Genomic DNA, 25,651 nt, shown 5'->3' on the forward strand with positions numbered 1-25,651 from the left:
ACGTGCTCCTCACTCTCGCGGGGTTTCGGCCTCGGGCGGGGCGTCCTCGAAGACGAGGCCCAGGGCGGCCACGCAGTGGTCGAACTTCGCCCGCAGCTCCTCCTCGTCCGCCCCGCCGGTGTAGATGTGCGCCAGCTCGAAGCTGTAGCTGTCCTGTCCGGGCAGTTCGGAGAGCCTGTCGCCCTCCTCGGGGACCACCTCGATGCGCACGCCCGGGGTCTCCCGCTCGATGCGGTCGATCTCCGCGCGGCTCGGCACCCGGCGCACCACACCGTCGGTGAACCAGCGGTGGTACCACTTCGCGGCCATCGCGTACCGGCCCTCGCGGTGCGGCATGCGCGGGTCGTCACCGAGGGCGAGGCTGACCATGCAGTGGTGGTTGGGCACGCCGTCGACGTACTGGAACAGCTCCGCGTGCGACTGCGAGTGCCGGGGGTTGATCTCCAGCAGGTTGATCTCCTGCGTGCGCGGGTCGTAGAAGTACTCGATGCTGAAGGTGGCCGAGTCCATGCCGATCTGCCGCATCACGCGCACGCTGACGTCGTGGAGCTGCGCGATGACCGGCGCGGGCAGCGTCGAGGGGTACTGGTGGCGCAGGAAGCAGGGGGAGTCCGGGTAGTTGATGGAGTCCAGGACGCCGTAGACCGTCACCTCGCCCTGGTGGACATAGCCCTCGACGGCGACCTGGACGCCGGACATCGACTCCTCGGCCAGGCACACCCGGCCGCCCACGCCGTCCATCTCCGGCGGCAGGTCGATGCGTTCGAGGATGTGCTCGAAGGGCCGGCCGATGCGGGAGATACCGTCGCGGATCTCGGCGACCGCCTTGCGGAACTCCTCCTCGTCGGCGACCCCGAAGGCGAGTTCCGACGAGTACGACAGCGCGGGCTTGACCCACATCGGGAACCGCACCCCGTCGGGCGGGCGGGGCGGCTCGGCCGACAGGTCGACCCGGCCGAACCGCGGGTGCCGGTCGGTGGCCTTCTGCTGTTCCAGCCGGCTCCAGTACTTGTGCTCGCACTTGACCACCGACTCAAGGCTCGTGCTGCGGGTGCCGTAGCGTTCGCTCAGGATCGGGACGAGGGTGCTGACCGGGAAGTCCCAGTAGCCGACGATCGCGTCGACGCTGCCGTCGAAGCCGTCCAGCACGCTCTGCGCCTTGTCGAGCAGCGTGGGCAGGTGCACCTCGCCGACCTGGAGTTCCTCGACGGTCAACAGCTGGTGAAAACGCAGCCGTTCGGCTCCGGGGACCTGCCGCAGCGTCGGCAGGTTGGCCTCGTCGAGCCCGATCACGAAGACGTTCTTCACCGTCTCGTCAGACACGGCTCTCCTTCCGCTGTCCGGCTCGAAGGCCGGGGGGTTGCAAGATCGTCGGAGTACCCCTTGTGCCTGCCGGCAATCCGGTCCGGCCCCTCGCCCGTCCTCCCGCGACGCGGAACATGGCCGCCGCTGTTGTGGGAACGCGGTGCGGGGAAGTACGGCGCGGACCGGGACGAACCGGCCGCGCCGTGGACGACACCGGAGAAGGGGAAGCCTTGTCTCACGAGGAGGAACAGTCCGCACCACAGGTCGTGTCCGAGCCCGAGCCGCCCTACGACTCCGACAAGCAGCGGCGGCCCGGCATCGAGGCCGACATGCGCACCGCGCCCCGCTACCGGGCGAGCCGCTACCGGGCCAGCGGGAAGCTGGAGGGCAAGACCGCGCTGATCACCGGCGGCGACTCCGGCATCGGACGCGCCGTCGCCCTGCTGTACGCGCGGGAGGGCGCCGACGTCGCCCTCGTGTACCTGCCCGAGGAGCAGGTGGACGCCGAGCGGGTACGGCGCGAGGTGGAGGAGCAGGGCCGGCGCTGTCTGCTGCTGCCCGGCGACCTCACCGACCCGGCGTTCTGCCGCCGGGCCGTCGAGCGGACGGCGGAGGAGCTGGGCGGGCTGAACATCCTGGTGAGCAACGCCGCCTACCTCAACAGCAAGCTGGAACTGGAGCAGTTGACCGCGGAGGACTTCGACCGGACGTTCAGGACGAACGTCTACGCGTACTTCCATCTGCTCATGGCGGCACTGCCCCACCTGGAGCCCGGCGACGCCGTCATCGCCACCGCGACCGAAGAGGCCCTCAAGGGCAGCACGACGATGATCGACTACGCGGCGTCCAAGGCCGCGCTGATCACCCTGACCAAGTCCGTCGCCGTGCACCTGGCCAAGCGGGGCGTCCGCGCGAACGTCGTGGCACCCGGTCCGACCTGGACACCGCTGAACGAGGCCGACCCGCACATGCCGCCGGACGGGCTCGCACAGATCGGCAGCGAGGCCCCGCTGGAACGCGCCGCCCAGCCGGAGGAGATCGCACCCACGTACGTCTACCTCGCCTCCGACGCCGACTCCAGCTACACGGTCGGCGAGGTCATCGCGGTGACCGGCGGCATCGTCGACACGCGGTAGCCGGGCCGGGGAGCAGTCCGGCGAAGGCCCGGGGAAGCGGGCGGGGCGATGCGGGCGGGCGGACCGTCGGGTGCCCGACGGGCGGGTGAACCGTCGGGCGCTCGGCGGGCGGGTGACCCCGGCGCTCAGGGGTACTCGCCGGGAATGATCAGGCGAGCACTGTGGCAGGGACTCCTCGCCGGCACCGCGGGCGGCGTCGTGATGACCCCCGGCGAGAAGGCCGAGCAGGCCGTCACCGGCCGGCCCGGCTCCCATGTGCCCGCACGGGTGCTGCAACGCCTGAGCGGACGGCCCGAACACCCCGGCACCCAGCCGCCGCCGATCAACTGGGCCATGCACTACGGCCAGGCGGCCCTTCTCGGCGTGCTGCGCTCGGTCATGGCCCAGGCGGGACTGCGCGGACCGGCCGCCTCCGCCCAGTTCACCGTCGTCCGCCTCACCAACGACCAGATCCTCGAGAACGCGACCGGTGTCGGCGCCCCGCCCGCCACCTGGCCTCGCGGGGAACTCGTCGTCGACGTCCTGCACAAAGCCGTCTACGCCTTCGTCACCGGAGCCGTCGCCGACGCCCTCGCGGCCCGGAAGGGTCCCGGGCCCGGGCAGCGCCACGCCGCCCTCCGCCCCGGCCGCCACCCCGACGTCGGCCCCCTGCCCCGCCGGGAGGCCTACGGCCGGTGACCCGGTCGGGCGGCGGCTGCCCGGCCCGGACGGACCTGCCCCTCGACGTGCCGGGGTCCTCAACCCGCCAGGCGTTCCGCCAGCAGAAACAGGCCGATGGCGATCATCAGCGCGCCGGAGGCGCGGGTGACCGCGCGGGCCGCTGAGGGCCTGGTCCTCAGGACCGTGCGGGCCAGGACTCCCACGGCGAGGTAGACGACGGCGCAGACGGTCATGTGCAAGGAGCCGAGCAGGCCGGTCTGTGTGGCGACCGGCCAGCCGCCCGCCGGGTCGATGAACTGCGGGAACAGCGAGAAGTACAGCAGCAGGGCCTTCGGGTTCAGCCCGCTGGTGCCCACTCCCTTGAGCATGACCCGCCCGGCGGACGAGCCGGCGGGACCCGCCCCCTGCGCGGAGGCCGTCAGGGCGGCCGGCTGCCTCAGCACGCCCCAGCCGAGCCACACCAGGTAGCCGGCCCCGGCCAGGGTCAGGGCGGTGAGCAGGGTGCCGGAGTTCGCCACGATCACCACCAGGCCCGCGACCGCGAGCAGCGTGTACCCCGCGTATCCGGCGACCAGCCCGGCGACCGCGGGAACGACCGACCGGTCCCGCAGGCCCGCGGTGATCGCGTAGGCCCAGTCCGCGCCGGGGGTGAACACCAGCAGGAGATCCACCGCCAGGAATGCCACCAGCGTCGTCGTGTTCATGGACCGGTCCCTCTCACGTGCCTTGTTGCGAGAGGAAGGTTAGGACGGATCTACCCGAAGGTGTTTTCTTCTTTCCTTCTTGATCGTGGGTTCTGGGGCAGAATCTTCTTCATGGATGCCCTGGACCGGAAAATTCTTACCGAGCTGCAGTTGGACGGCCGCCTCACCGTGACCGAGCTGGCCGCTCGCGTGAAGCTGAGCGTCTCCCCGTGCCACCGCCGGCTGCGCGACCTCGAACGCGAGGGAGCGATCCGCGGCTACCGGGCGGTGGTGGACCCGGCCGCCGTGGGCCTCGACTTCGAAGCCCTCGTCTTCGTCACCCTGCGCTGGGAGGACGCCGACACCGTCACCGCGTTCGAGGAGGCGGTGGCCGCCGTCCCGCACGTGCTCCAGGCCCAGCGCCTGTTCGGCGAGCCCGACTACCTGCTGCGCGTCGCCACCGCCGACCTGGCCGCCTTCCAGCAGCTCTACGACCAGCGACTCGCCCGGCTCCCCGGCGTGCAGCGCCTGACCTCCACCCTCGTGATGAAACACGTCGTGGACGACCGGCCGCTGCCCGCATAGACCGGCCCCGACGTGAGCACCCCTCAGCCGCCCAGGCCCCCGGCGAACGGCATCGTCCGCCACTGCTCCACGGCCGGCTTCAGCGCGTCCACGAGCAGCGGCAACTGCGGCGCGAGCGCGAGACACGCCACCGCGCGGGACATGCCCACGGCGTTGACGACCCGCAGCACTCCCTCGTCCAGCCGCCGCAGACCCCGGCGCTCGGCGGCCGCGTCGTACGCGGCCTCGCAGTCCGGGCCGAGGGCCGCCAGGTCCCACTCGACCGGCCCGAGCGTCGTCAGCTCGAAGTCGGCGTACAGCTCGCCCCGCGCGGCGGGGACGATGTTGGCCGCGGGGGAGTCCCCGTGGATCGGCTGGAACTCGATCCCGGGGAACGCCGCCTCGAACCCGGCGCGTGAGCCGACCACGGGTTCCAGGACCTCCCACTCACGCCGCGCGCGGTCCAGGTCGGCCGGGTCCAGGAGGTCCGGACGCCCGTCGAGCGCGGCGAGCCCGTCCGTGACGAACCGCGGCTCGGCCGCGGACAGGAACGGCAGCTCGCCCGGGTACGCGCGCAGCGCGGCGTGCAGATCGGCGACCAGGCCGGCGTTGCGCACGTAGTCCGGTTCGACGCTCTGGTCCACCTCGACGAACTGCCAGAACGTCATGGAGAAACCGTCGCGCCGCACCGGCTCGCGCGGCACCAGCGGACTCGGCGGGATCACCGGGTGACCCTGCTCCGCGAGCCATGCCACCACATCGAGCTCCAGCCGCTGCTGTGCCGACTGGTGGGCGGGATCGGCGTACGGGAGCAGGACGGTGGGCACCCGCACGACCACGGGCGACGGAGCGAGGTGCACCACGACGGAGAAGACGTCGTGGAGCACCCTCGCGTCGGTCACCGCGAGCCCCAGATCACGCCCCGCGGCGACGGCCGCCGAGAGAGCGCGGGACGAGCGGGCGGCCATCTGATCCGGCGTCATGAAGCCATGCATGACGGCGATCGTGTCACGCCGGACCCGGCGGCGCGACGGGTTAAAACCGGCGCCCCCCGCGCCGGCCGCGGTGCGCTCCCGGTCAAGGACCTGTGCACCGCACGGCAATCGGCCCCGGTGCCTCCGGCCTAGCGTGGCCGCGATCCCTGCACCAGCCGCCCGGAGACGAGGAAACAGCACATGCCGTACATCACCGTGGGCCAAGAGAACTCCACCGCCATCGACCTGTACTACGAGGACCACGGATCCGGGCAGCCCGTCGTCCTCATCCACGGCTTCCCGCTCGACGGGCACTCCTGGGAGCGCCAGAGCGCCGCGCTGCTGGACGCCGGGTACCGCGTGATCACCTACGACCGGCGCGGCTTCGGGCAGTCCGCCCAGCCGACCACCGGCTACGACTACGACACCTTCGCGGACGACCTGAACACCGTCATGGAGACCCTCGACCTGCGCGACGCCGTCCTCGTCGGCTTCTCCATGGGCACCGGCGAGGTCGCCCGGTACGTGTCCCGCCACGGCTCCGCCCGCGTCGCCAAGGTCGCCTTCCTCGCCTCGCTGGAGCCCTGCCTGCTCGAGACCGACGACAACCCGCAGGGCGTCGCCCCGAAGGAGTTCTTCGACGGGATCGTCGCGGCCGTCAAGGTCGACCGGTACGCGTACTACACCGGCTTCTACCAGGACTTCTACAACCTCGACGAGAACCTCGGCAGCCGGATCAGCGAGGAGGCCGTCCGCAACAGCTGGAACGTCGCCGCCGGCGGTGGCTTCTTCGCCGCGGCCGCCGCGCCCTCCACCTGGTACACCGACTTCCGCGGCGACATCCCGGCCATCGACGTGCCGGCCCTGATCCTGCACGGCACGGGCGACCGCATCCTGCCCGTGGAGGCGACCGCGAGGCCGTTCCACAAGGCGCTGCCGGCCGCGGACTACGTGGAGATCGAGGGCGCCCCGCACGGCCTGCTCTGGACCCACGCGGAGGAGGTCAACGAGGCACTGCTCGCCTTCCTGGCCAAGTGATCGGAGTCTTCCTCCGATTCTTCCTGGACCCCCTCGGGCCCGGATGGTGACATCGTCGGGTCGGCAGCCGATCGGGCACTGCCGGCCTTTCGATGCCGCCCAGGGGGAACCAGGTGTCCGTCGTCCTTTCCACCGCGTCACTGCCGGCGACCGACCGCACGGAGCGCTGGCACGACGCGGTGTCACGCGCCTTCGTACCGCTGGACGTACGACTCCTCGAGGACGATCCGTCGCCCGGGAGGATCGTCAGCGGCCGGCTGGGCTCCTTACGGGTCTCGCACGTCGAGGCGGGCCCGCAGGTCGTGACGCGCAGCCGGCGGCTGATCGCCCGGGACGGCAAGGAGATCCTCACCCTCACCCTTCAGCGGCGGGGCAGCGCCATCAAGGAGCAGGACGGCAGGGAGGCCCACTCGAGCCGGGCGACTTCTCCCTCTCCGACTCCTCCCGACCTTTCCGCAAGAAGTCGCGACCTACTTCGCGCGCCTGGCCCGTGAAGCGGCGGGCTTCGACGCCTCGGTGGGCCGCCAGTTCGCCGCCACCGCGCTCGACCTGCTGGCCCCGCTCATCGACGAGCGACGCGGCCGCTTCGTCTCCCAGGCCCCGGAGACCGCCGCGGCCACCCTCGTGCGCGTCCAGGACCACATCCGCCGCCACCTCTGCGACCCCGACATGTCCCCGGCCGGGATCGCCGCCGCGCACTTCATGTCGGTCCGCTACCCGCACAAGCTGTTCGAGCAGGAGGGCGTCACGGTCGGGGAGTGGATCCGGACGCAGCGGCTGGAGCGGTGCCGCCGGGATCTCCTGCGGTCGCCCGGGCACGCGGTCGCGACCGTCGCCCGGCGCTGGGGGTTCGTGAGCCCCAGCCACTTCAGCCGTGCCTTCCGCGCGGCCTACGGAATGCCCCCCCGCGAGTGGCGGCGGCACGGCCTGTGCGGCGAAGCGCACCAGGAGACGGCAGGGCGGGAACGTCCCGGAAGGGCGGCTCGTTGCCCATGAGTTCGCCTACGCCGTCGACCCGAGGGAGCAACGTGCCCGACACCTCGCCCGCCACTTCCACCTCCACCGCCCTCCCCGCACTCCCGGCCCTGAGCGCGCAGGCCGAGCGGCTGATCGAGCTGGGGGTGCACGAGATCGCCGGGCTGTCCGCCGAGGAGATCCGTACGTTCGCCGCCGAGGCCGACGCAGACGACGCCCTGCTGGCGGTGCACCCGGACAGAGCCCCGGCCTCCGCCCTCGCACCGCTGCTCCGCCGCGACGGCAAGCCCGGATTCGTCGTCGTCGACATGCCCGACGTCGACGCGTTCACCCCGTGCGCGCTCGACCTGCCCGACGCCCCGCTCTACCTCGTCACGGGCGTCGACCGCGGCGACCACATGGGCAACTGGTCGCCGGACGAGGCGCTGCCCGCCCTCACGGAGCAGGAGCGCACGCCGCTGGTGCTCACCGAGGGCATCCACTGGGTGCTCCAGCAGCCCGAGGCCCTGGAGCGCAACCACTGCTTCATGACCATCGGCTCCCGGTTGCGCAAGGCCGACGGCACCCTGGACGCCCGCACCCCGGCGATCTGGATCAGCAACGGCACCGGGCGGGACGGCCGTGAGCGCCGCAACGCCCCGAAGGTCGGCTGGTGCTGGTGGAACAACCGGCACACCTGGCTGGGCTTCGCCTCCGCCACGAGCCGCGCGCACTAGCCCGGGGTACCGGCCCTCCGGGCCGCGTCACCGCGTGAACCGCAGGGCCGGTGCCGACCGGCCCTCGGTCAGGGCGGCGAGGCCCGCAGGGGCGCCGTCGTGCACGTCCGCGGGGACGCCGTCTTCCAGCGCGAGCACGGCGCGGTACTCGACGGCGGCCTCGGCCGGCTCACCGAGGCGGGCGAGCGCGTGGGCCGGATGGAGGTGGACCTTGCCCGCCTGCGCGTGCCATCCGCGGGCCTCGAACTGCCCGCGGATGGTGAGCAGGGCGTCGGCCGCCTCCCGCCACCGCCGGCGGCGCTATCCCGCCGCCCTCGGCGGCCTCCCGCGCGAGGGCGCGCAGCACGGTCAGTTCCCCCCGCCGGCCGACGAAGTCACGCACGCCCCTCGGCAGCGTGTGGGGCGAGGCCCTCCCGGACTCGGCGGGCCGCGCGCCGGGACGGGCGGCGCGGGCGGCGGCCAGGAGCCGCGCGTGGGTCGCCTCGTCCAGCTCCAGACCCTGGGCGAGCGCCGTGATCGTGCCCCGGTGCGGACGCCGGCTCCGGCCCCGCTCCATGTCGCCGATGGCGCGCCCCGAGACCCCCGACGCCTCGGCCAGTTCCTCGATCGTCAGCCGACGGCTCTGCCGTAACTCGCGCAGCAGCCGGCCGAACGGCGCCGCGATCCCCACCCTGGTCTCCACCGCGTGATGACACGTCCGGCCGCCGGTGCCCTCCGCCCGCTCGGGACAGCCGCGGGAGGTGGTCCAGGACGACAGCCGGATCCACGCGGCCGCCCCGGCCGGATGAGCCCGGCCCCGGCCGTCAGGATGTGGATGAGCCCGGTGACTCAGAACCTGGGGCGCGGGGACTGGGACTGGACGAGTTCCTCGGCCTCCGCCTCCGTCTCGACGGACGGCGGGGAGCCCGCCAGGGGCTTGTTGGCGGTCTCCCGCATGCACAGGACCGCGATCACACCGACGGCCGCGGCGGCCGTGGCGTAGTAGGCCGGCATGAGGGTCGAGTCGAAGGCGCTGATCAGGGCGGTGATCACCAGGGGCGTCGTACCGCCGAAGACCGAGGTCGCCAGGTTGTAGGCGACCGACAGGGCCCCGTAGCGGACATGGGTGGGAAAGATCGCCGGGAGCGCCGCCGACATCGTGCCGAGCATCGTCACCAACGACAGCCCCATCAGCAGCAGCCCCAGCGCGATGAGGACGACGCTGCCCTGCCGGATGAGCAGGAAGGACGGCAGGGAGAGGAAGAGGAAGCCCAGCATCCCCGTCATCAGCAGCGGCCGGCGCCCGTAGCGGTCCGAGAGCCGCCCGACCTGGTTGATGAGGCACATCTGCAGGACCATCACGATGAGCAGGATCAGCAGCCCGTGGTTGGTCCCGTAGCCCAGTTCGTCGGACAGGTACGTCGGCATGTACGAGAGCAGCATGTAGTCGGTGATGTTGTACGCCGCGACGAGCGCGAGGCACAGCAGCAGCGGCCGCCAGTAGCGCGTGAAGATCTTGCCGAGGTCGGCGGCGGCCGAGGTCTCCACGGCCTCCGCGGCCTCGCTCGCCTTCACCTGACCGCCCTCCAGCTTCTGGAAGGCCGGCGTCTCGTCCAGCTTCAGCCGCAGGTAGAGGCCGATGAAGCCGAGCGGTGCCGCGATCAGGAAGGGCACGCGCCAGCCCCACGCCAGCATCTGGTCGTCACTGAGCACGCTCTGCAGGACGACGACGAGGCCGGACGCCCCGACGTAGCCCGCGAGGGTGCCCAGCTCCAGGAAGGAGCCGAAGAAGCCGCGCCGCTTGTCGGGCGCGTACTCCGCGATGAAGGTCGAAGCACCCCCGTACTCCCCGCCGGTCGAGAAGCCCTGCACCAGCCGGAAGAAGATCAGCAGGGCCGGGGCCCAGAGACCGATGACGGCGTGCGAGGGGACGAGCCCGATGGCGAAGGTCCCCACGGCCATCATGATCATGGTGAGGGAGAGGATGCGCTTGCGGCCGACCTTGTCGCCGAGCGGCCCGAAGACCATGCCGCCGAGGGGGCGGACCAGGAAGGCCACCGCGAACGTCGCGAAGGAGCTCAGCAGCTGGGCGGTGTCGTTCCCCGAGGGGAAGAAGACCTTCCCGATGGTCGAGGCCAGATAGCTGTAGATGCCGAAGTCGTACCACTCCATCGCGTTGCCGAGGGCGGCGGCCTTGGTGGCGCGCTTGACCGCCGCCTCGTCGGTCACGGTGATGTCGCTGCGGCGCAGCTTCGGGTGGCGTCGCTTCTCGATCGCCCGGAACAGCAACCGGTGTCGTCTCACAGCCGCGGGATTCACCGACTCGTCGTTGTCGGGCGCCGCCATCGCGTCGTTCCTTTCGCCGGTCGTCTTTCCAAGCACATCGCCTGCACAGTTCTCGCGCGCTCAAACGAACCCCTTCGCGCGGCGTCCGGTCGATCACGCCGAGTAGTGCACGGGTGCCCAGGGTGAGAGCCGGGTCCCGTCCGGCCCGGCCGGTGTGTGCCGGCCTCCGGCGGGGGAACTTGGTTCGCCCGAGTGCGGCTGGTGAGAGGAGCCCATGTGACCGCATCAGCGCCGGGAGGGCGGGACCAGGGCGCGCGGGCGGCCGGTGGCGCGCCGGACCCGCGTCGCTGGCGGGCCCTGTGGGTCACCCTGGTGGCCGGCTTCATGAGCCTGCTGGACGTGTCGATCGTGGCGGTGGCCCTGCCCACCGTCCAGCGTGAGCTGCACGCCTCCGCCGCACAGGTGCAGTGGGTGGTGTCCGGATACGCCCTGGCCTTCGCCCTCGCGCTCGTCACCGCCGGGCGCCTCGGCGACGCGCTGGACCGACGCCGCATCTTCCTGCTGGCCCTCAGCGGCTTCGTCCTGTTCAGCGCGGCCTGCGGAGCGGCTCCGACCATCACCCTGCTGGTGGCGGCCCGCCTCGCCCAGGGGCTGGCGGCCGGTTTCATGGCCCCCCAGAACTCCGCGCTCATCCAGCAGATGTTCCGCGGCGCCGAACGCGGTCGCGCCTTCGGCTTCTTCGGCGCCACCGTCGGCATCTCCTCCGCCGTGGGCCCCCTCACCGGCGGCACCATCCTCGCGCTGGCCGACGGTGCCCAGGGCTGGCGGTGGATCTTCTACGTCAACGTCCCCATCGGCGTCCTCGCCGTCCTCCTCGGCCGCCGGCTGCTGCCCCGCACCCCGCGCTCCGGCCGGGGACACGTGGACCTGCCCGGCGTGCTGCTCCTCGGCCTCGGCGTCCTCGCCCTCATGTACCCGCTGGTCCTGGCCGAGGCCGGCGGCCTGGGGCGCCTGTGGTGGCTGTTCCTCGTCGGCATCGCGCTGCTCGTCGTCTTCACCCGGTGGCAGCACCGCCTCGTCGCCCGGGGCACCCAGCCGCTGCTCGATCCCCGCCTGTTCACCACCGTGCGCGGCTACGCCGTCGGCGCCGGTGTCGGCACGCTCTACTTCATCGGCTTCAGCGGAATCTGGCTGGTCTTCGCGTTCTTCTACCAGAGCGGCCTGGGCTTCTCCCCGTTCCGCTCCGGCCTCGCCGTGACCCCCTTCGCCCTGGGCTCGGCGTGCGCGGCCGTGGTGTCCGGGCGGCTGGTGGACCGGCTCGGCCGCGTGCTCACCGTGGGCGGGCTCACGGCCGTGATCATCGGCCTCGGCGGCGCCGCGCTGCTGCTCCGCTTCGCGCCCCTGGACATCGCGCCCTGGCTCGCTGCCCCGGCGCTGTTCCTCGGTGGCGTCGGCAGCGGCTGCGTGGTGTCACCCAACATCACCATGACGCTGCGCGACGTTCCCGTGCGCATGGCGGGGGCGGCGGGCGGGGCCCTGCAGACCGGCCAGCGGCTCGGCGCCGCCGTGGGCACCGCCGCCCTGCCCGGGCTCTTCTACCTGGTGCTGGACGGGAGCGACGACTACCGGGGCGCCCTCGTCGCCGCGATGGGCGCGGGCCTCGTCGGCATGGCGGCGTCCCTGGCCCTCGCGACGTACGACTGGAGGCGCGACCGGCGGACGGGGGAGCCGCACCCGAAGTGCCCGGACGACGTCGCCCACAGCCCCGTGCACGCCCGGCAGACCTGACTCCTTCGACCGGCTTGCGGCCGAGGGCTGCCCGCAGGGACGGACGGCAGACCTGAGTCCCTCGACCGGTCTGCGGCTGAGGTGCCCCGTGCACGCCCGGCAGACCTGGCTCCTTCGACCGGCCTGCGGCTGACGGAGGGGTGCCCGCAGGGACGGACGGCAGGCTCACTCCCTCAGCCGGTCTGCGGCTGAGGTGTCCGCGGGGCGGAGGCCGCGTCGTCCGCGAGTTCGCCGCGGAGGGCGGCGAGGGTGAAGGCCGTCATGGACGCCAGGCCGAGCAGGGCGAGCGGCCCCCAGATCGCCGGTATCGCCCAGAGCGGCCAGTCGTTGGCCGACTGCGCCCAGAGCGTCAGGATCGCCGCGATGCCCAGGGCGACGCCGTGCCATCGCACCACGGTCGCGGCTGCCGCGTGACGCCGGCTGCCCCGGGCGAGGAGGGCCCACGCCCCTCCCACCAGGGCCGGCAGCCCGAGCGAGACGCAGGCGAGCGCGCCGCCCAGCCGGTCCTCGGGCCAGCCCACGGGGCCGGAGGAGGTCGGCTGCCGCCGTCCCTCGGCGTCCCGGACCTCGACGACCTGCCCGTGCCAGACCAGCCCGACGACCTTCTCGTCCGGCTCCATCTCGGACAGTACGGGCTCGGTGTTCCGGAACGTCACGTGCCACGGTTCGCCGGACGGCGGCACCAGCTCCGCCTCCGGCGGCTCGCGCCGCTCGTCGCGGTGCATGTCGGCGGTCCGCACGGTGAAGTCCTGCTCCCACACGCACCCCGACGCCCGCACCGGCACCGAGGCACAGGCCGGCGCGGACCGGAACTCCCGCTCCCGCTCCAGCGCGCCACGGACCTGGAGGGTCGACACCACCCCGAGGGCGAGAAGCACGACACCGGACAGCAGCCAGGCGACGGACCGCAGCCTTCCGCGCGTCGACGACCTCACCGTGCCTCACCCCCCTCGGTCGAACCCCGCGGACGGAGCCCGCCTCACCGCACCAGGGCCGACGGCCCTCCGACCGGGAGAGTGTGCCAGCGGTCGGCGTGTCCGTCGAGCCGGGGGCCTGCCGGGGGGAGTGGGGCGACTCCGTGCCCTCGGCTGCTGCAATGCGCCCCGGGCCACCGCCGCCGCGGTGGATCGCGTGCAGAGGGGCCCCGGGACGCTACCCCGTTGATACCGGTACACCGAGTAGCGCCGATCGCACATGCTGCCGGTATGCGTTTCTCCGTCAACATCCCCAACTTCGGTGACTTCGCCGACCCCCGCAACGTCGCGACCGTGGCGGTCGCCGCCGAACAGGCCGGCTGAGACGGGCTCTTCGTGTGGGACCACGTCCTGCACCGGCAGCACCAGGGGCGTCCCTTCGCGGACCCCTGGATGCTGCTGACCGCCGCCGCGCTCGCGACCTCACGGATCCGGCTGGGCACCCTGCTGACGCCGGTTCCCCGCTACCGTCCGCAGCAACTGGCCCGCCAGGTGGCCACCCTGGACCGGCTCAGCGGCGGCCGGGTGGTCTTCGCCGCCGGCCTCGGCGGTCCCGTCGAGGACGAGTACCGCAGCTTCGGCGACACCGCCGAGCCCCGCGTCCTGGCCGAGCGGCTGGACGAGGGACTGGACCTGCTGAGGCGCTTCTGGACCGGCGAACCGGTGGACCATCACGGCCGGCACTACGAGGTCCGGGACGTGGCGCTGCTGCCCGCGACCGTGCAGCGGCCCGGCCCGTCGGTGTGGATCGGCGGGTTCTGGCCGCGGCGCCCGCCCATGCGGCGGGCAGCGCGCTGGGACGGCGCGGTACCCCTGTTCGAGACGGCCCGGCACGGGCACGCGCCGGACGCGGCCGAGGTACGGGAACTGGTCGCCTATGTGCGCAAGCACCGCACGGCCGGTGCCGACCACCCCTTCGAGTTCGTGCTCGGCGGTGCCACGCCCACGGACACGGCCGGGGCCAGGGACGTGATCGGCCCGCTGCACGACGCCGGCGCCACCTGGTGGGACGAGCGGCAGATCCAGACCGGCCCCGACCTGGACCGCCTGCCGCCGGTGCTGCGCCGCGTCGAGGCGGGGCCGCCGGTCCTCTAGCCGGCCGCTCGGCCACCGTGACCCTCCGGCGAACAGGACACAACCCCAGGCTCCGGGCCTGGGGTTGTTCCGTACGACGGCCGGTGGATCACACGAAGGCGCTCTGGCCGGTGATCGACTTGCCGACGATCAGGGTGTTCATCTCGCGGGTGCCCTCGAAGGAGTAGATGGCCTCGGCGTCGGCGAAGAACCGGGCGATGTCGTGGTCCAGGAGGATGCCGTTGCCGCCGAAGATCTCCCGGCTCCACGCCACGACCTCCCGCATCCGGGAGGTGACGAACGCCTTGGCCAGGGCGGAGTGCTCGTCGCGGAAGATGCCGGCGTCCTGGAGCCGGGCCAGCTGCACCAGCATCCCCCAGGACGCGGTGATGTTGCCCAGGCTCTTCACGAGCAGGTCCTGCACCAGCTGGAAACCGCCGATCGGCCGGCCGAACTGGCGGCGCTCCCGGGCGTAGTCCAGGGCCAGTTCGTAGGCGCCGACCATCACGCCCAGCGCCTGCCAGGCCACCCCGCCGCGCGTGGCGCGCAGGATCTCGGCGACGTCCCGGAAGGAGTCGATGTTCTGCAGCCGGTCGGACTCCGGCACCCGCACGTCCGTCAGGGTGATCTCGGCGTTCTCGACGATCCGGAACGCGAGCTTCTGCTCGATCTTCACGGGGTCGAAGCCGGGCGTGCCCTGCTCCACGACGAAGCCCTTGACGTGGTTGTCGTCGACGTCCCGGGCCCAGACCACGACGAGGTCGGCGAAGGTGGCGTTGCCGATCCACTTCTTGGCGCCGTTCAGCACCCAGGTGTCGCCCTCGCGGCGCGCGGTGGTGCGCATGCCGCCGGCGACGTCGGAACCGCCGAGGGGCTCGGTCATCGCGAAGGCGCCGATCCTGTCCATCGCGGCCATCGCCGGGAGCCAGCGGTCGCGCTGCTCCTGGTCGCCGCCGGAGTGGATCGAGTACATCGCCAGGCCGTTGTGGACGCCGAAGAAGGTCGACACGGAGGCGTCGGTGCGGGTCATCTCCAGGGCGAGCAGGCCGCTCAGCAGGTTGCTGACGGCGGGGCGGTGCTCGCCGTAGCCCTCGTAGGGCAGTCCGGCCAGGCCGCTGTCGCGGAACAGGGTGATGAGCTGCTTCGGGAACTCGCCCTTGGCCCAGTGGTCGTTGACCAGCGGCTTGACCTGGTCGCGCAGGAGGGCGCGGGCCTTGAGGAGGATCTTGCGTTCCTCGTCCGGGAGCAGCGACTCGTAGTGGTAGAAGTCCGCGGTGAGTTCGTCGGTGAGGGGGGTGACGGTCGGGGTGGTCATCTCAGTTCTCCTCCTTCGTGGTCGTGCCGGTGGTGCCGGACAGGGCGTCCAGGACCGCCAGTTGCCTGCGGTCGCGCGTCTCGGCGAGCTCCGCGTACGGGGCGGAGCCGTAGGCCTGCTCCACGGCCGCGATGAGCCGTTCCCGCGCGTCGGCGTCCGGCGCCGGGCCGTCCGTGAGGCTCCGCATCGAGGCGCCGATGTGCTCGACGAGGTGCCGGTAGCCGCCGGGTCCGCCGCCCAGGTGAGCGCCGAGGAACGGCCCGACCGTGGCCCAGCGCAGCCCCAGTGAGTTCGTCACGACCTTGTCGAGGTCCCCGGGGGTCACCACGCCCTGCTCGACGAGGTGGGCCGCCTCGCGGCTGAGCGCGTTCTGCAGGCGGTTGCCGACGAAGCCGGGGATCTCCTTGCGCTCGACGACGGGGGTGCGGCCGACCGAGGTGTAGAAGTCGACGGCGGCCCGTACGGCGTCCTCGCCGGTGCGCTCGCCGGGGACGACCTCGACCAGCGGGACCAGGTGCGGCGGGTTGAAGGGGTGGCCGACGAGGACGCGTGCGGCGTCGGCGTCCGCCAGCTCCCCGGCGAACGCGGTCGACGGGATCGCCGACGAGGAGCTGAGCAGCAGCGCGTGCCCGGGCGCCTCGCGGGCGAGGGTGGCGAACAGCTCCCGCTTGAAGGCGACCCGCTCGGGGCCGTTCTCCTGGACGACGTCCGCGCCCCGCACCGCCTCGGCGACACCGCGTGCGAGGCGCACCCGGTCGGCGAGGCCGGTCACGTCCACGCCGCGGGCGGCCAGGTGCGGGCCGTACCGGTCCAGGGCGTCCGCGACGGCCTCGGCGAGGTCCTCGCGCGGGTCGCTCACCCGGACGATCAGCCCGTGCGCGGCGAACAGCGCCGTCCAGGAGAGTCCGATGGTTCCGGCGCCGATCACGGCCGCCGTACGGAAGGTGCGGGACATCAGGCGGCTCCCTTCAGGTAGTCGTGGACCGGCTCGACGCCCGCCAGCGTCAGGTCGGTGAGGATGTGGCTCGCGGAGACGACCTCCAGCACCGGCAGGTCGGCCAGCGGGGCCAGCACGTGCTGGAACAGCTGGAGGCGCGCGGGTCCGGTCCAGGCCCCCTTGACGGTGACGTCGGCGATGCGGGTGCGGACGAGCTCCTGCACGCGTGGCGGTCCGTCGTAGCCGGGGACCGTCTTGAGCATGAACGTCGGTACGGTGATCTGCGCCTCGGCCTCGCGCCGGTCCAGCTCGTGGTGCTTGTAGCCCATGGTCGCGGTGGCGACCCGCAGGGTGCCCTGGTCGAGGGTGCCGACGAGCGCGCCGGAGTCGACGTACAGCGACGGCGAGCCGATGACCTTCGGGTAGGCGGAGACCTCGCGGCCGGAGGCCGTGGCCGGGAAGTTGTCGAGGTACATCGCGTGCAGGTACTCGCCCTGCTCGCCCTCGAAGCGGACGGGGATCGCCTGCCCGGCCTCGGTGTAGGGGCCGTAGCCGCTGACGTCGCCCATCTTCATGACCTCGAACCGGACCAGCGGCTCGTCGATCCGCAGCGGTTCGGGGACGACGGCCCGCAGCGCGTCGGGGTCGGTGCGGTAGACGACGTTGAGGTACTCGCGGTCGGTGAACCGCGGGACGGTCGGCGCGTACGCCGGGCTGGTGAGCGGGGTGGTGAGGCGCTGTCGTACGTCCTCGGCCCTCATGCCGGCCTCACCGTCCCGTCCACCGCGCCGGGCGGCGCTCGGTGAAGGCGGTCATGCCCTCGCGGACGTCGGCCGAGGCCATCAGGCCGCGCGTCTCCTCGCGTTGGAAGGCGAAGGCGGCGGCCTCGGGCGCACCGTCGGCGGCGCGGGCGACCCGCTTGACGGCCGCCAGCGCGAGCGGGGCGTTCTCCGCGAGCCGTTCGGCCAGGCGGAGAGCCTCCTCGGCGGCCCGGCCGGTGACGGTGACCCGGTTGGCCAGGCCCAGTTCGCCGGCGCGGCGACCGTCGACGGGCTCGCCGGTGAGCAGGAGCTCCATGGCCAGGTGGTGCGGGATCCGCTTGGGCAGCCGGACCACGCCACCGCCCGCGGCGATCAGCCCGCGCCTGACCTCGGGCAGACCGAACCGGGCGTCCTCGGCCGCGACGATCAGGTCGCAGGCCAGGGCCAGTTCGAAGCCGCCGCCCATGGCGTGGCCCTCCACGGCGGCGATCAGCGGCTTGGCCGGCTCGGCCTCGGTCAGGCCGCCGAAGCCGCGGCCCTCGATCTCGGGTGACTCGCCGCGCAGCGCCGCCTTGAGGTCCATGCCGGCGCTGAACGTGCCGCCCTCGCCGGTCAGGACGCCGGCCCGCAGGGCGGGGTCGGCCTCCAGTGCGTCGAGTGCGCCGGCCAGGGCGGTGGCGACCGCGGCGTTCACGGCGTTGCGGGCCTCGGGGCGGTTCAGGCTGATCAGCAGGGTGGAGCCGATCCGTTCGGTGCGTACCACCGGGGTTTCCGGGTTGTTCATGGTGGTCCTCCTGTGGTGGTCAGCGGGCGGCGGCGTCGAGTTCGGCGAGGACGTCCTCGGTGTCCTGGCCGGCGACCGGGGCCAGACGGCGGATCGAGCCGGGGGTGGCGGAGAAGCGCAGCGGGATGCCGATGGTGCGGACGGTGCCCTCGGTCGGGTGCTCGACCGTGTCGAGCAGGTGCCCGTCGCGGACGTACGGGTCCTCGTGGGCGCGGTCGAGTTCCAGCGCCGGGGCCATCGGGATGCTGTGCTTGGCGCACACCTCCGCCCACTCCTCGGTGGTCAGCGCGGGGGCGCAGGCCTCGACGAGCGCGGCCAGGTCCTCGTGGTCGGCGCTGTCGACGGCGTCCGCGTTCACCCGCGGGTCCTCGGCGAGGTCCGGGCGTCCGGCGGCCGTGAAGAAGTCGCGGTAGTTGCGCGGGTTGTAGGGAATGACGCAGGCCAGGCCGTCCTTGGTGCGCACGGCCTTGTGGCCCTTGAGCATCGACAGCGGGAACCCGGTGGGACCCGTCTCGGGCACGTGCGTGTGGCCCGCGAGGTGCTCGACCAGGTTGAACGCGATCAGCGTGTCGGTCATCGGGATCTCGACGAGCTGTCCCTGGCCGGTCCTGTTCCGGTGCAGCAGGGCGGCGAGCACGCTGTAGGCGATGGTCAGCGAGGAGACCTTGTCGCCGATGATGGTCGGCAGGTACACGGGCTCGCCCAGCGCCCGGTCGGCGATGTCCACCAGCCCGGACGCGGCCTGCACGGTCTCGTCGTACGCGGCGTTGCCGGCCCGGTCCGAGTCGCCGCGGAAGCCCTGGGCGTGCGCGTAGACGAGCCCGGGGCTGCGCTCGGCGATGTCGTCGTAGGACAGGCCCAGGCGGTGCAGGGCGCCGGGCCGCATGTTGGTGATCAGCACGTCGGCGGTGTCGATCAGCCGCAGCGCCCGCTCGCGGTCGGTGTCGTCCTTGAGGTCGAGGGCGACGCTGCGCTTGTTGCGGTTGACGTTGAGGTTCAGCGGGGTCATGCCCGGCGTGGTGCGGTAGTGGCCCACCCGGACGGTGTCGGAGGGCGACTCGATCTTGATCACGTCGGCGCCCAGATCACCGAGGATCTGTGCCGCGTAGGGGCCCATCACGACGGTCGAGAGGTCGATCACCCGCACACCGTCCAGGGGACCGGCGATGGTGTTCGTCATATCCGTCATCGTTTTGCTCACTCCCGATTCGCCAGATGTGTGTATCTGCCAACTAAATTAACAAGGGGAGGTTGGAGACGGAATGACCATGATGCGAAAAGCGGTATGACCGCAGAGGTCATACCGCTTTGTCGAGCGCTGTCGGGGTCAGATCTGGAGCGGCTCGGCGAAGACCTCACGGGCGACGGCGGCGACTTCCTCCAGGTCACCGGCGTCGGCACGGTCCTTCCGCCACAGCAGCCCGGTGTCGAGGCGGGGGTCGAAATCGGAGAACGGAAGCACGGCCACATTCTCCAGGCGGTAATTCTGCATGGGACTTCTCGGGTCCAGCATGGAAACAGAGAAAGCCAGACCGCTGGAGACTATTTCGGAAACTCCATCGAAAGTGACGCTGCTCAGTCTGATGCGTTTTTTGATGCCGAGATCGGACAGCTGCTGGTCGAGTCCGCGGAAATAAGCGGTGGTCGCGGCGGCGGGAGAACCCGCGTAGGCGAGATCGGTCAACTCGGCCAGGGCGACCGACTCCCGCTCGGCGAACCGGTCCCCGGGGACGACCGCGCCGAGCCGCTCCGACATCACCGGCAGCTGCTCCAGCGCCGGGTCGCCGCCGACCGGGAGCCGGGCCAGGGTCAGCCCCAGTCTGCCGTCGCACACCGCTTCCACCAGACGCTCGCTGGCGCCCGGCCAGCGCTTGATCTCGAACCGGTCGCGCACCCGCTCGGCGAGGGCGTCGATCCGCTCGCGCAGATCCGGGTGGATGCCGCCCGGAATGCCGAGCAGCACCGTCGTCCGCCGCGGCCGGGCCGTCTCGTCCAGCCGCCACCGGATGGAGTCGACCTCGTCCAGGACGCCGCGCGCGATCGGCAGCAGCGCACCGCCGGCCGGGGTGAGCCGCACGTGATGGGTGTCGCGGTCGAACAGCCGGTGACCGAGTTCGTTCTCGAGGTCCTTGATCCGCCGGCTCAGCGGGGACGCCGCCATGTGCAGTTTGCGGGCCGCGGTGGAGAAGTTCAGTTCCTGGGCGACGGCGACGAAATAACGCAGGTGTAGAAGCTCCACGGCGCCCACCCTAAGTCACCGTTTCTGATGGCGTGATCCGCATCGCCCGCAAGGGTATCGAGTCGTCCACGGGGCTCGGCCGACACCGCTGGGTTGTCGAGAGAACGGTCTCTGGCTGGCCGGATGCCGACGCCTGCACCGCCACTACGAGCGCAAGGCCGAACACTTCCTGGCCTTCGTCGGCATAGCCGCAGCCCTCATCAGCTTGTAGGAGGCGAAGCCGGCCCCGAAGAACGCGAACCCGGCGGAGGTGATCACAGCAGCGCCAGGAAGCTACCCGGCGTGTCCAGCGGAAGCCGCGGAGCTTCGCGTTCGGCGTGGCCCAGTACAAGATCGCAATCATGATCGTGACCAGAGCGACGAGCACCGGCCACCTCGATCGACCACACGCCGGCCTTCCGAAGCCATGAGCAGATCGCGCCCGATTTGGCTGTTCTGTGTGGATATGTGGGGTACTCGCTCATGGTCGCGAATCCGGAGGCGCCGACTCCGTCGGCCGCCTCGGAGCACCGAAGGAGGAATGGCTCATGAGTGAAGATGCCGGTCGCGTTCAGCAGACGGGGCAGAAGGCGAAGGAACAGACGTCGGCTGTGGCGGCGCAGACCGGGCAGGCGGCCGGCGAGGTCGCCGGGACTGCTGCCGAGCAGGCAAAGGCCGTCGCGGGCGAAGCACGTGCGCAGGCAGGCAGTGCGGTACGCGACCTGAGGCAGCGCGTGGTCGGGGAGAGCCAGGGACAGGTGGAACGGCTGGCCGGGACGGTGCGGCAGTGGGCGGATGACCTCGCGGGGATGGCGGAGAACGCCTCGGGTGATTCGCCCGCCAGGAGCCTGGCGTCCCAGGCAGCCGATCAGGGCCACCGCGCGGCGGACTACCTGGACAAGAACGGCGCGGAGGGCCTGGTAGGCGACCTGCAGAACTTCGCGCGCCGTCGGCCGGGGGCGTTCTTGGGCGGGGCGGTGCTGGCCGGTCTGGTGGTGGGCCGCCTGGCCAAGGCCGGCACCAAGGCCGCGCAGGCCCCGTCGGCTCCGCATCCGGACGTTCGGCGACAGGGGCTGGAGCGCGAGGAGAGCAGCACGCTGCCCACGGGCACGCCGGTGTCACCGCCGGAGCTGTCCGGTTATCCGGCTCATCCGGGGGTGTGAGATGTCGTCGATCTATCCGCAGTCGCCGGGAGCCGGTGGGCAGCCGGAGGCGGATCAAGACCGCTCGGCGGGCGAGTTGCTGTCGGCGGTGACGTCGGATCTGCAGACCCTGTTCCGCCAGGAGGTGGAGCTGGCGAAGACGGAGATCCGCGAGGAGGGCGCCAAGGCGGGCAAGGCCGCCGGGATGTACGGGGGTGCCGGCTTCGGCGGATACATGGTGGCGCTCTTCCTGTCGCTCGCGGCCGTTTTCGGCCTGGCCAACGTGATGGACGCCGGCTGGGCGGCACTGATCGTCGCCGCCGTGTGGGCGGTCATCGCGGTCGTGCTGTACGTCATGGGCCGCTCCCGAATGCGGGAGGTGTCCCCCAAGCCGGAACAGACCGTGCAAACCCTGAAGGAGGACGCGCAATGGGCACGGCACCCGACCAAATAAGGTCCGAGATCGACACCACCCGGGAACGCCTGTCGGAGAACGTCAACCGGCTGGCCGACCGCGCCCGCCCCCGGCAGATGGTGCGCCGCCGCACCCGGCGGATGCGAGGCGCGGTGTCGGGGCTTCGTGACCGCGTCATGGGCACCGTCGCCGAATCGGCGGGGACGGCGCGCGACCGTACGGCGCAGGCCACGGAATCGGTGAAGGAAGGCACCGGCGGGGCCGCGGACACGGTGCGACAGACGGCCGGGCAGGCCGCCGGTCAGGTCGGTGAGGTGGCCGGACAGGCCCGTGAGGCGGTGAGCCGGGCTCCGGAGCAGGCGGTGCGGCAGACGCAGGGCAACCCGCTGGCGGCCGGGCTGATCGCCTTCGGCGCCGGACTGCTGGCCGCCTCTCTCCTGCCGATGTCCGAGGCCGAGGAACAGTCAGCCTCCCGGATCACCGAGCAGGCCGGCGAAAAGCTCGAACCGGTCAAGGAGGCAGCCGTCGAGTCCGCGCAGCAGCTGGAGCAGGACGCCACCGAGGCCGCCCAGCAGGCAGCCCAGGAGGTGAAGGACACCGCCGCCCAGGCCGCGAAGACCACCAAGGAGGAGGCCCGCGACAAGGCAGGCCAGGTCTCAGAGCAGGCCCGCGAGTCCGGGCAGCAGGTGGCCGACGAAACCCGCGGGCAGAGTTCGGGCCCTGCCTGACCCTGGGCCTCGCGGCCTCCCCTCGTGGACGGTCGTTGCGCCATGGGTGGTGGCAGGCAATGTCGATACCACAGGAACCATCGTCAGCAACCTCACCACTGGTCTGATCGCCCTGCTGCTGGCCCTTGCCGCGAGTGCAGGAGCCAGCCCCGCCCCCAGTCGCGGTGAACAGGCGCGTACGGGGGCGCCTAAGACGTTGTTTCAGTTGGTGAGTCGGCGGTAGCTGATGAGGGCTGCGGCTATGCCGACGAAGGCCAGGAAGTGCTCGGCCTTGCTCTCGTAGTGGCGGTGCAGGCGTCGGCATCCGGCCCCGGGGACGACTCGATGCCCTTGCGGGCGATGCGGATCGCGCCATCAGAAACGGTGTACAAGGCGTGCCGCGGAAGGGTTCGGGCGCGCTGTGCGGGCGGCGCCCGGACCACGGCCGCGAGGCCTGTGACAGTATCGGCGCAGGGGCGGGGCCGCGTGCCGGGTCGAAGCAGAGGAACGAGTGGAATGAACCGGCCACCAGGAATGATGGACGTGGCACGGGAGGCCGGCGTCTCGCACATCACCGTCTCCCGCGTCGTCAACGGCCACCCGTCGGTACGGCCGGAGACCCGGGCCCGCGTCGAGGCCGCGATCGACAAGCTGGGCTATCGCCGCAACAGCGTGGCCAGGGCCCTCAAGAGCCGCCGCTCCTCGACGATCGGCGTGGTGATCGTCGGCTCGGACCTGTTCGAGCTGCCCCGCATCCTGCTGGGCGTGGAGACGGCCGCCAAGCAGGCCGGTTACTGGGTGAGCCTGGCGAGCCGGCAGGGCGAGAGCACCACCGGTGACCTCGTGGAGACCCTGCGGCGGCTCACCGACCAGTCGGTGGAGGCGATCGCCGTCGTCACCGACCGGCCCGTCGCCGTGGAGGCCCTGTCCGGCCTCGCCTTCGGGGTGCCGGTGGCGGTGGTGATGTCGGGCAGCGCGCCCCACCCCGACCTGAGCTTCGTCCAGGTCGACCAGGAACTCGGCGCCCGGCTGGCGGTACGTCATCTGCTCGGCCTCGGGCACCGGCACATCGCCCATCTGACGGGAGCCCTGCGGACCTTCGACGCCCGGGCCCGCGTCGAGGGCTGGCGCGCCGAACTCGCCACCGCCGGAGCGGAGGGAGCCGAACTGGAAGGCGACTTCAGCGCGGAGAGCGGATACCGCCTCGCCCACCGGCTCTGCGCGGACGACACCGGCCTGCCCACCGCGGTCTTCGCGGGGAACGACCAGATGGCGATGGGGGTGCTGGCGGCCTTCGCCGAACGGGGCGTGAGGGTGCCGCAGGACGTGTCACTCGTCGGGTTCGACGACATGAAGGGCGCCGACTACCTCGTGCCCGCCCTGACCACGGTCCGCCAGGACTTCGTCCATCTCGGCAGCAGCGCCATCGAGTTGCTGGTCCGGATGCTGGGCGGGGAGCAGGCGTGCCGCCAGAAGCTCGCACCGGAACTCGTCGTACGGCGCAGCACCGCCGTGCCCCGGGCGGCTTCCTGACACCTGCGGACGGGAACCCTCACCGGCCCGGCGAGGAGCACCCGGCGCCGCCCCTTTGTCATGGCCGGTCAAGGCCGGCGTACTCGAACCAGTGCACGTGCGCCTCGGCCGCGTCGCTCCCGGCGTCGCCGGTGCCGTACAGGCCGATGTGGACGCCGACGAATCCGCCGGCTCGTTCCGTGCTGAAGAAGGGCCGTTCGATGCTTCCCAGGGTCGTCCGGGTGCCGTCGTCCTCGACGTGGAAGGTGTAGCCGGACTCGTCGCTGTCGACGGCGAGGACGACCTCGCTGTCCGCGACGGCGACCGCCGCGAGGCGGGTCGCGGCGCCTGCCTCGCGGGCCGTGAGCACGACCTGCGGCGTTCCGGAGGCGTCGACCGTGAGGCCCAGCGTGGCGTGCTGGTCCTGGTTCTGGAAGACGGCCAGCCCCGCTTCCTGCGTGGGCGCGGCGGCGGTGCAGCGGACACGGGCGGCGGCACGCATGCGCAGGTGCTGCTGGCGGCGTGCGAGGAACGCCGGAGTGCCGGTCGAGGTGAGCGGTTCGGGGGAGAGACGGATGGTCAGGCCGCCATCGGGAGAAGGCGAGACGAGGTCGTCCACCGGTCCGCGCAGGCTGCTCCACTCCGGGCCGAGCGGGCCGCGGAACCCGTACCGCACCGGTCCCGGAGGGGCCGGCCGCACGGATGCCGCCGTCGTTCCCGCGGGCAGCCGTTCCGACAGCATCACCCGGCCGGTGTCCGGCGCGAAGACGGGACCCCGGGCAGTCCACTCGACGGGCACCAGGAACACCTCGCGGCCCAGCGTGTGCGTGCCGTCGATCGGGCGCACGCCCAGGGCGACGGCCCAGGTCTCCCCGGCGGGGGTGTCGACGAGGTCGACGTGTCCGACGTTGTGCACCGGTTCCGCCGCACCGCGGTGGCGGTGGGTGAGCAGCGGGCTTCTCGGGTCGGTGGCGTAGGGGCCCGTGACGGTGTCGGAGCGGGCCGCGGTCACGGCGTGATGGTGCTCGGTGCCGCCCTCCGCGGCGATCAGGTGGTACACGCCGTCCCGCTTGTACACGTGCGGCGCCTCCACCCAGGCGCCGCGCATCGCGCCGTGCCACAGGACATGCGTCGGGCCGGTCAACGCCAGGGCGTCGAGGTCGAGTTCGCGCATCCACAGCTCCCCGGGGCCGCCCGCGTCCGGCTCGACCGCATCGCGGCAGGCGGTGAACCAGCAGCGCCCGTCGTCGTCGAAGAAGAGCGACGGGTCGATGCCCTCGGCCTCCAGCACGATCGGCTCCGACCAGGGCCCGGCGGGGTCCGAGGCGGTGCACAGGAACGTCACACTCCCCTGACGGCCCCTCGCCAGGGTCGCGACCACGTAGAAGGTGCCCCGGTGGTGCCGGATGGTGGCGGCCCACAGGCCGTCGGAGACGTCCAGCCCGGCGAGCGGGACCCGGGGCGACCGGTGCACCACATGCCCGAGCGGTCTCCAGTTCACCAGGTCGCGACTGTGGCAGACCGGGATCCCGGGAAAGTACGCGAACGACGACGTGACCAGGTAGAAGTCCTCCCCGGCCCGGCAGATCGACGGGTCCGGATGACTGCCGGTGAGAACGGGGTTGACGAAGGTCGGCACAGGGACGCACTCCGGGACGGGGCGGGGTATGGGACGGGAGCGGATTCGTCGGGACGGGGCCTTGACACC

24 protein-coding genes and 3 pseudogenes are annotated in these 25,651 nt (G+C 72.2%); 13 read left to right on the forward strand and 14 right to left on the reverse strand.

Annotated features, from left to right (window positions below):
• Positions 1 to 9 precede the first annotated feature (9 nt).
• Positions 10 to 1,323: an ATP-grasp domain-containing protein gene (locus tag ACSUPV_RS35635; protein ID WP_359789820.1), complete on the reverse strand. Its 1,314-nt coding sequence runs from the start codon at positions 1,321 to 1,323 to the stop codon at positions 10 to 12.
• A gap of 212 nt (positions 1,324 to 1,535) precedes the next feature.
• Between ACSUPV_RS35635 and ACSUPV_RS35640 the strand changes: the two genes are divergently transcribed.
• Together ACSUPV_RS35640 and ACSUPV_RS35645 are read left to right on the forward strand one after the other, a co-directional pair.
• The gene (locus ACSUPV_RS35640) at positions 1,536 to 2,441 is read left to right on the forward strand and encodes an SDR family oxidoreductase (RefSeq protein ID WP_031114868.1); all 906 of its coding nucleotides are present in this window, start codon (positions 1,536 to 1,538) and stop codon (positions 2,439 to 2,441) included.
• A gap of 144 nt (positions 2,442 to 2,585) precedes the next feature.
• Positions 2,586 to 3,119, forward strand: coding sequence for a hypothetical protein (locus ACSUPV_RS35645; protein ID WP_436949270.1), 534 nt, complete (start codon positions 2,586 to 2,588; stop codon positions 3,117 to 3,119).
• Between the two features lie 59 nt (positions 3,120 to 3,178).
• On the opposite strand, the gene ACSUPV_RS35650 is transcribed toward ACSUPV_RS35645, so the two are convergent.
• The gene (locus ACSUPV_RS35650; protein ID WP_359789816.1) at positions 3,179 to 3,805 is read right to left on the reverse strand and encodes a LysE family translocator; all 627 of its coding nucleotides are present in this window, start codon (positions 3,803 to 3,805) and stop codon (positions 3,179 to 3,181) included.
• Positions 3,806 to 3,916: 111 nt separating this feature from the next.
• Between ACSUPV_RS35650 and ACSUPV_RS35655 the strand changes: the two genes are divergently transcribed.
• Positions 3,917 to 4,369 (forward strand): Lrp/AsnC family transcriptional regulator, encoded by a 453-nt coding sequence (locus tag ACSUPV_RS35655; RefSeq protein WP_031114865.1) that lies wholly within the window; start codon positions 3,917 to 3,919, stop codon positions 4,367 to 4,369.
• 23 nt (positions 4,370 to 4,392) lie between these two features.
• On the opposite strand, the gene ACSUPV_RS35660 is transcribed toward ACSUPV_RS35655, so the two are convergent.
• A complete protein-coding gene (locus ACSUPV_RS35660; RefSeq protein ID WP_359789812.1) occupies positions 4,393 to 5,343 on the reverse strand; it encodes an aminoglycoside phosphotransferase family protein in 951 nt (316 codons plus the stop codon).
• A gap of 180 nt (positions 5,344 to 5,523) precedes the next feature.
• Here ACSUPV_RS35660 and ACSUPV_RS35665 point away from each other — a divergent pair, with 180 nt between their 5' ends.
• From ACSUPV_RS35665 to ACSUPV_RS35675, 3 genes and pseudogenes are all read left to right on the forward strand, one after another.
• The gene (locus tag ACSUPV_RS35665; RefSeq protein ID WP_436949274.1) at positions 5,524 to 6,360 is read left to right on the forward strand and encodes an alpha/beta fold hydrolase; all 837 of its coding nucleotides are present in this window, start codon (positions 5,524 to 5,526) and stop codon (positions 6,358 to 6,360) included.
• Positions 6,361 to 6,452: 92 nt separating this feature from the next.
• Positions 6,453 to 7,356 (forward strand): annotated as a pseudogene (locus ACSUPV_RS35670) (helix-turn-helix domain-containing protein).
• Between the two features lie 32 nt (positions 7,357 to 7,388).
• Positions 7,389 to 8,051: a DUF5701 family protein gene (locus tag ACSUPV_RS35675; protein ID WP_031114864.1), complete on the forward strand. Its 663-nt coding sequence runs from the start codon at positions 7,389 to 7,391 to the stop codon at positions 8,049 to 8,051.
• A 169-nt stretch (positions 8,052 to 8,220) separates the two neighbouring features.
• On the opposite strand, the gene ACSUPV_RS35680 is transcribed toward ACSUPV_RS35675, so the two are convergent.
• Together ACSUPV_RS35680 and proP are read right to left on the reverse strand one after the other, a co-directional pair.
• Positions 8,221 to 8,733: a helix-turn-helix domain-containing protein gene (locus tag ACSUPV_RS35680; protein WP_382611984.1), complete on the reverse strand. Its 513-nt coding sequence runs from the start codon at positions 8,731 to 8,733 to the stop codon at positions 8,221 to 8,223.
• Between the two features lie 146 nt (positions 8,734 to 8,879).
• Positions 8,880 to 10,376, reverse strand: a complete 1,497-nt coding sequence (proP, locus tag ACSUPV_RS35685; RefSeq protein ID WP_436949277.1) for a glycine betaine/L-proline transporter ProP — start codon at positions 10,374 to 10,376, stop codon at positions 8,880 to 8,882.
• A 216-nt stretch (positions 10,377 to 10,592) separates the two neighbouring features.
• On the opposite strand from proP, the gene ACSUPV_RS35690 reads away from it, so the two are divergent.
• Complete coding sequence (locus ACSUPV_RS35690) at positions 10,593 to 12,104, forward strand: MFS transporter (RefSeq protein WP_382611989.1); 1,512 nt, start codon at positions 10,593 to 10,595, stop codon at positions 12,102 to 12,104.
• A gap of 173 nt (positions 12,105 to 12,277) precedes the next feature.
• Here the strand turns inward: ACSUPV_RS35690 and ACSUPV_RS35695 are convergent, their stop codons facing one another.
• Positions 12,278 to 13,039 carry a hypothetical protein gene (locus tag ACSUPV_RS35695; RefSeq protein WP_382611992.1) on the reverse strand — a complete coding sequence of 254 codons (762 nt, stop codon included), beginning with the start codon at positions 13,037 to 13,039 and terminating at the stop codon, positions 12,278 to 12,280.
• A 375-nt stretch (positions 13,040 to 13,414) separates the two neighbouring features.
• Here ACSUPV_RS35695 and ACSUPV_RS35700 point away from each other — a divergent pair, with 375 nt between their 5' ends.
• On the forward strand, positions 13,415 to 14,173 hold the full coding sequence (locus ACSUPV_RS35700; protein WP_436949280.1) for an LLM class flavin-dependent oxidoreductase: 759 nt from the start codon (positions 13,415 to 13,417) through the stop codon (positions 14,171 to 14,173).
• A gap of 88 nt (positions 14,174 to 14,261) precedes the next feature.
• On the opposite strand, the gene ACSUPV_RS35705 is transcribed toward ACSUPV_RS35700, so the two are convergent.
• From ACSUPV_RS35705 to ACSUPV_RS35730, 6 genes are all read right to left on the reverse strand, one after another.
• Positions 14,262 to 15,467, reverse strand: a complete 1,206-nt coding sequence (locus tag ACSUPV_RS35705) for an acyl-CoA dehydrogenase family protein (RefSeq protein ID WP_436949282.1) — start codon at positions 15,465 to 15,467, stop codon at positions 14,262 to 14,264.
• Between the two features lies 1 nt (position 15,468).
• Positions 15,469 to 16,422 carry a 3-hydroxyacyl-CoA dehydrogenase NAD-binding domain-containing protein gene (locus ACSUPV_RS35710; RefSeq protein ID WP_436949284.1) on the reverse strand — a complete coding sequence of 318 codons (954 nt, stop codon included), beginning with the start codon at positions 16,420 to 16,422 and terminating at the stop codon, positions 15,469 to 15,471.
• On the reverse strand, positions 16,422 to 17,165 hold the full coding sequence (locus ACSUPV_RS35715; protein ID WP_436949285.1) for an acetoacetate decarboxylase: 744 nt from the start codon (positions 17,163 to 17,165) through the stop codon (positions 16,422 to 16,424). The genes ACSUPV_RS35710 and ACSUPV_RS35715 overlap by 1 nt, the downstream gene beginning before the upstream one ends.
• Before the next feature lie 7 nt (positions 17,166 to 17,172).
• Positions 17,173 to 17,949 carry a crotonase/enoyl-CoA hydratase family protein gene (locus tag ACSUPV_RS35720; protein ID WP_031117288.1) on the reverse strand — a complete coding sequence of 259 codons (777 nt, stop codon included), beginning with the start codon at positions 17,947 to 17,949 and terminating at the stop codon, positions 17,173 to 17,175.
• 19 nt (positions 17,950 to 17,968) lie between these two features.
• Positions 17,969 to 19,138 carry a CaiB/BaiF CoA transferase family protein gene (locus ACSUPV_RS35725; protein ID WP_436949288.1) on the reverse strand — a complete coding sequence of 390 codons (1,170 nt, stop codon included), beginning with the start codon at positions 19,136 to 19,138 and terminating at the stop codon, positions 17,969 to 17,971.
• 138 nt (positions 19,139 to 19,276) lie between these two features.
• Positions 19,277 to 20,188 carry a LysR family transcriptional regulator gene (locus tag ACSUPV_RS35730; protein ID WP_436949290.1) on the reverse strand — a complete coding sequence of 304 codons (912 nt, stop codon included), beginning with the start codon at positions 20,186 to 20,188 and terminating at the stop codon, positions 19,277 to 19,279.
• Positions 20,189 to 20,226: 38 nt separating this feature from the next.
• Here ACSUPV_RS35730 and ACSUPV_RS35735 point away from each other — a divergent pair.
• Positions 20,227 to 20,399 (forward strand): annotated as a pseudogene (locus ACSUPV_RS35735) (IS5/IS1182 family transposase); the annotation flags it as partial.
• On the opposite strand, the pseudogene ACSUPV_RS35740 reads toward ACSUPV_RS35735, so the two are convergent.
• Positions 20,396 to 20,567 (reverse strand): annotated as a pseudogene (locus ACSUPV_RS35740) (ribonuclease BN); the annotation flags it as partial. The pseudogenes ACSUPV_RS35735 and ACSUPV_RS35740 sit on opposite strands and share 4 nt — an antisense overlap.
• 148 nt (positions 20,568 to 20,715) lie before the next feature.
• Between ACSUPV_RS35740 and ACSUPV_RS35745 the strand changes: the two are divergent.
• The 4 genes from ACSUPV_RS35745 (at position 20,716) to ACSUPV_RS35760 (ending at position 23,964) form a co-directional block, all read left to right on the forward strand.
• Positions 20,716 to 21,330: a hypothetical protein gene (locus tag ACSUPV_RS35745; protein ID WP_436949292.1), complete on the forward strand. Its 615-nt coding sequence runs from the start codon at positions 20,716 to 20,718 to the stop codon at positions 21,328 to 21,330.
• Between the two features lies 1 nt (position 21,331).
• Entirely contained in the window at positions 21,332 to 21,763 is a 432-nt protein-coding gene (locus ACSUPV_RS35750; protein ID WP_436949294.1) for a phage holin family protein, read from the forward strand.
• On the forward strand, positions 21,739 to 22,452 hold the full coding sequence (locus ACSUPV_RS35755; protein WP_436949296.1) for a DUF3618 domain-containing protein: 714 nt from the start codon (positions 21,739 to 21,741) through the stop codon (positions 22,450 to 22,452). Before ACSUPV_RS35750 ends, ACSUPV_RS35755 begins: the two co-directional genes overlap by 25 nt.
• Positions 22,453 to 22,947: 495 nt before the next feature.
• Positions 22,948 to 23,964, forward strand: a complete 1,017-nt coding sequence (locus ACSUPV_RS35760; RefSeq protein WP_031117284.1) for a LacI family DNA-binding transcriptional regulator — start codon at positions 22,948 to 22,950, stop codon at positions 23,962 to 23,964.
• Between the two features lie 58 nt (positions 23,965 to 24,022).
• Here the strand turns inward: ACSUPV_RS35760 and ACSUPV_RS35765 are convergent, their stop codons facing one another.
• Positions 24,023 to 25,582, reverse strand: coding sequence for a glycoside hydrolase family 43 protein (locus ACSUPV_RS35765; RefSeq protein WP_436949299.1), 1,560 nt, complete (start codon positions 25,580 to 25,582; stop codon positions 24,023 to 24,025).
• Between the last annotated feature and the right edge of the window lie 69 nt (positions 25,583 to 25,651).

The organism is Streptomyces sp. SudanB52_2052, assembly GCF_964272415.1.
GTDB lineage: Bacteria > Actinomycetota > Actinomycetes > Streptomycetales > Streptomycetaceae > Streptomyces > Streptomyces olindensis.

Coding starts and splice junctions, on each gene's coding strand:
- ACSUPV_RS35645 (WP_436949270.1), top strand. CDS start 2,586: ATGATCAGGCGAGCACTGTGGCAGGGACTCCTCGCCGGCACCGCGGGC.
- ACSUPV_RS35650 (WP_359789816.1), bottom strand. CDS start 3,805: ATGAACACGACGACGCTGGTGGCATTCCTGGCGGTGGATCTCCTGCTG.
- ACSUPV_RS35655 (WP_031114865.1), top strand. CDS start 3,917: ATGGATGCCCTGGACCGGAAAATTCTTACCGAGCTGCAGTTGGACGGC.
- ACSUPV_RS35660 (WP_359789812.1), bottom strand. CDS start 5,343: ATGCATGGCTTCATGACGCCGGATCAGATGGCCGCCCGCTCGTCCCGC.
- ACSUPV_RS35665 (WP_436949274.1), top strand. CDS start 5,524: ATGCCGTACATCACCGTGGGCCAAGAGAACTCCACCGCCATCGACCTG.
- proP (WP_436949277.1), bottom strand. CDS start 10,376: ATGGCGGCGCCCGACAACGACGAGTCGGTGAATCCCGCGGCTGTGAGA.
- ACSUPV_RS35705 (WP_436949282.1), bottom strand. CDS start 15,467: ATGACCACCCCGACCGTCACCCCCCTCACCGACGAACTCACCGCGGAC.
- ACSUPV_RS35710 (WP_436949284.1), bottom strand. CDS start 16,422: ATGTCCCGCACCTTCCGTACGGCGGCCGTGATCGGCGCCGGAACCATC.
- ACSUPV_RS35715 (WP_436949285.1), bottom strand. CDS start 17,165: ATGAGGGCCGAGGACGTACGACAGCGCCTCACCACCCCGCTCACCAGC.
- ACSUPV_RS35720 (WP_031117288.1), bottom strand. CDS start 17,949: ATGAACAACCCGGAAACCCCGGTGGTACGCACCGAACGGATCGGCTCC.
- ACSUPV_RS35725 (WP_436949288.1), bottom strand. CDS start 19,138: ATGACGGATATGACGAACACCATCGCCGGTCCCCTGGACGGTGTGCGG.
- ACSUPV_RS35745 (WP_436949292.1), top strand. CDS start 20,716: ATGAGTGAAGATGCCGGTCGCGTTCAGCAGACGGGGCAGAAGGCGAAG.
- ACSUPV_RS35750 (WP_436949294.1), top strand. CDS start 21,332: ATGTCGTCGATCTATCCGCAGTCGCCGGGAGCCGGTGGGCAGCCGGAG.
- ACSUPV_RS35755 (WP_436949296.1), top strand. CDS start 21,739: ATGGGCACGGCACCCGACCAAATAAGGTCCGAGATCGACACCACCCGG.
- ACSUPV_RS35760 (WP_031117284.1), top strand. CDS start 22,948: ATGAACCGGCCACCAGGAATGATGGACGTGGCACGGGAGGCCGGCGTC.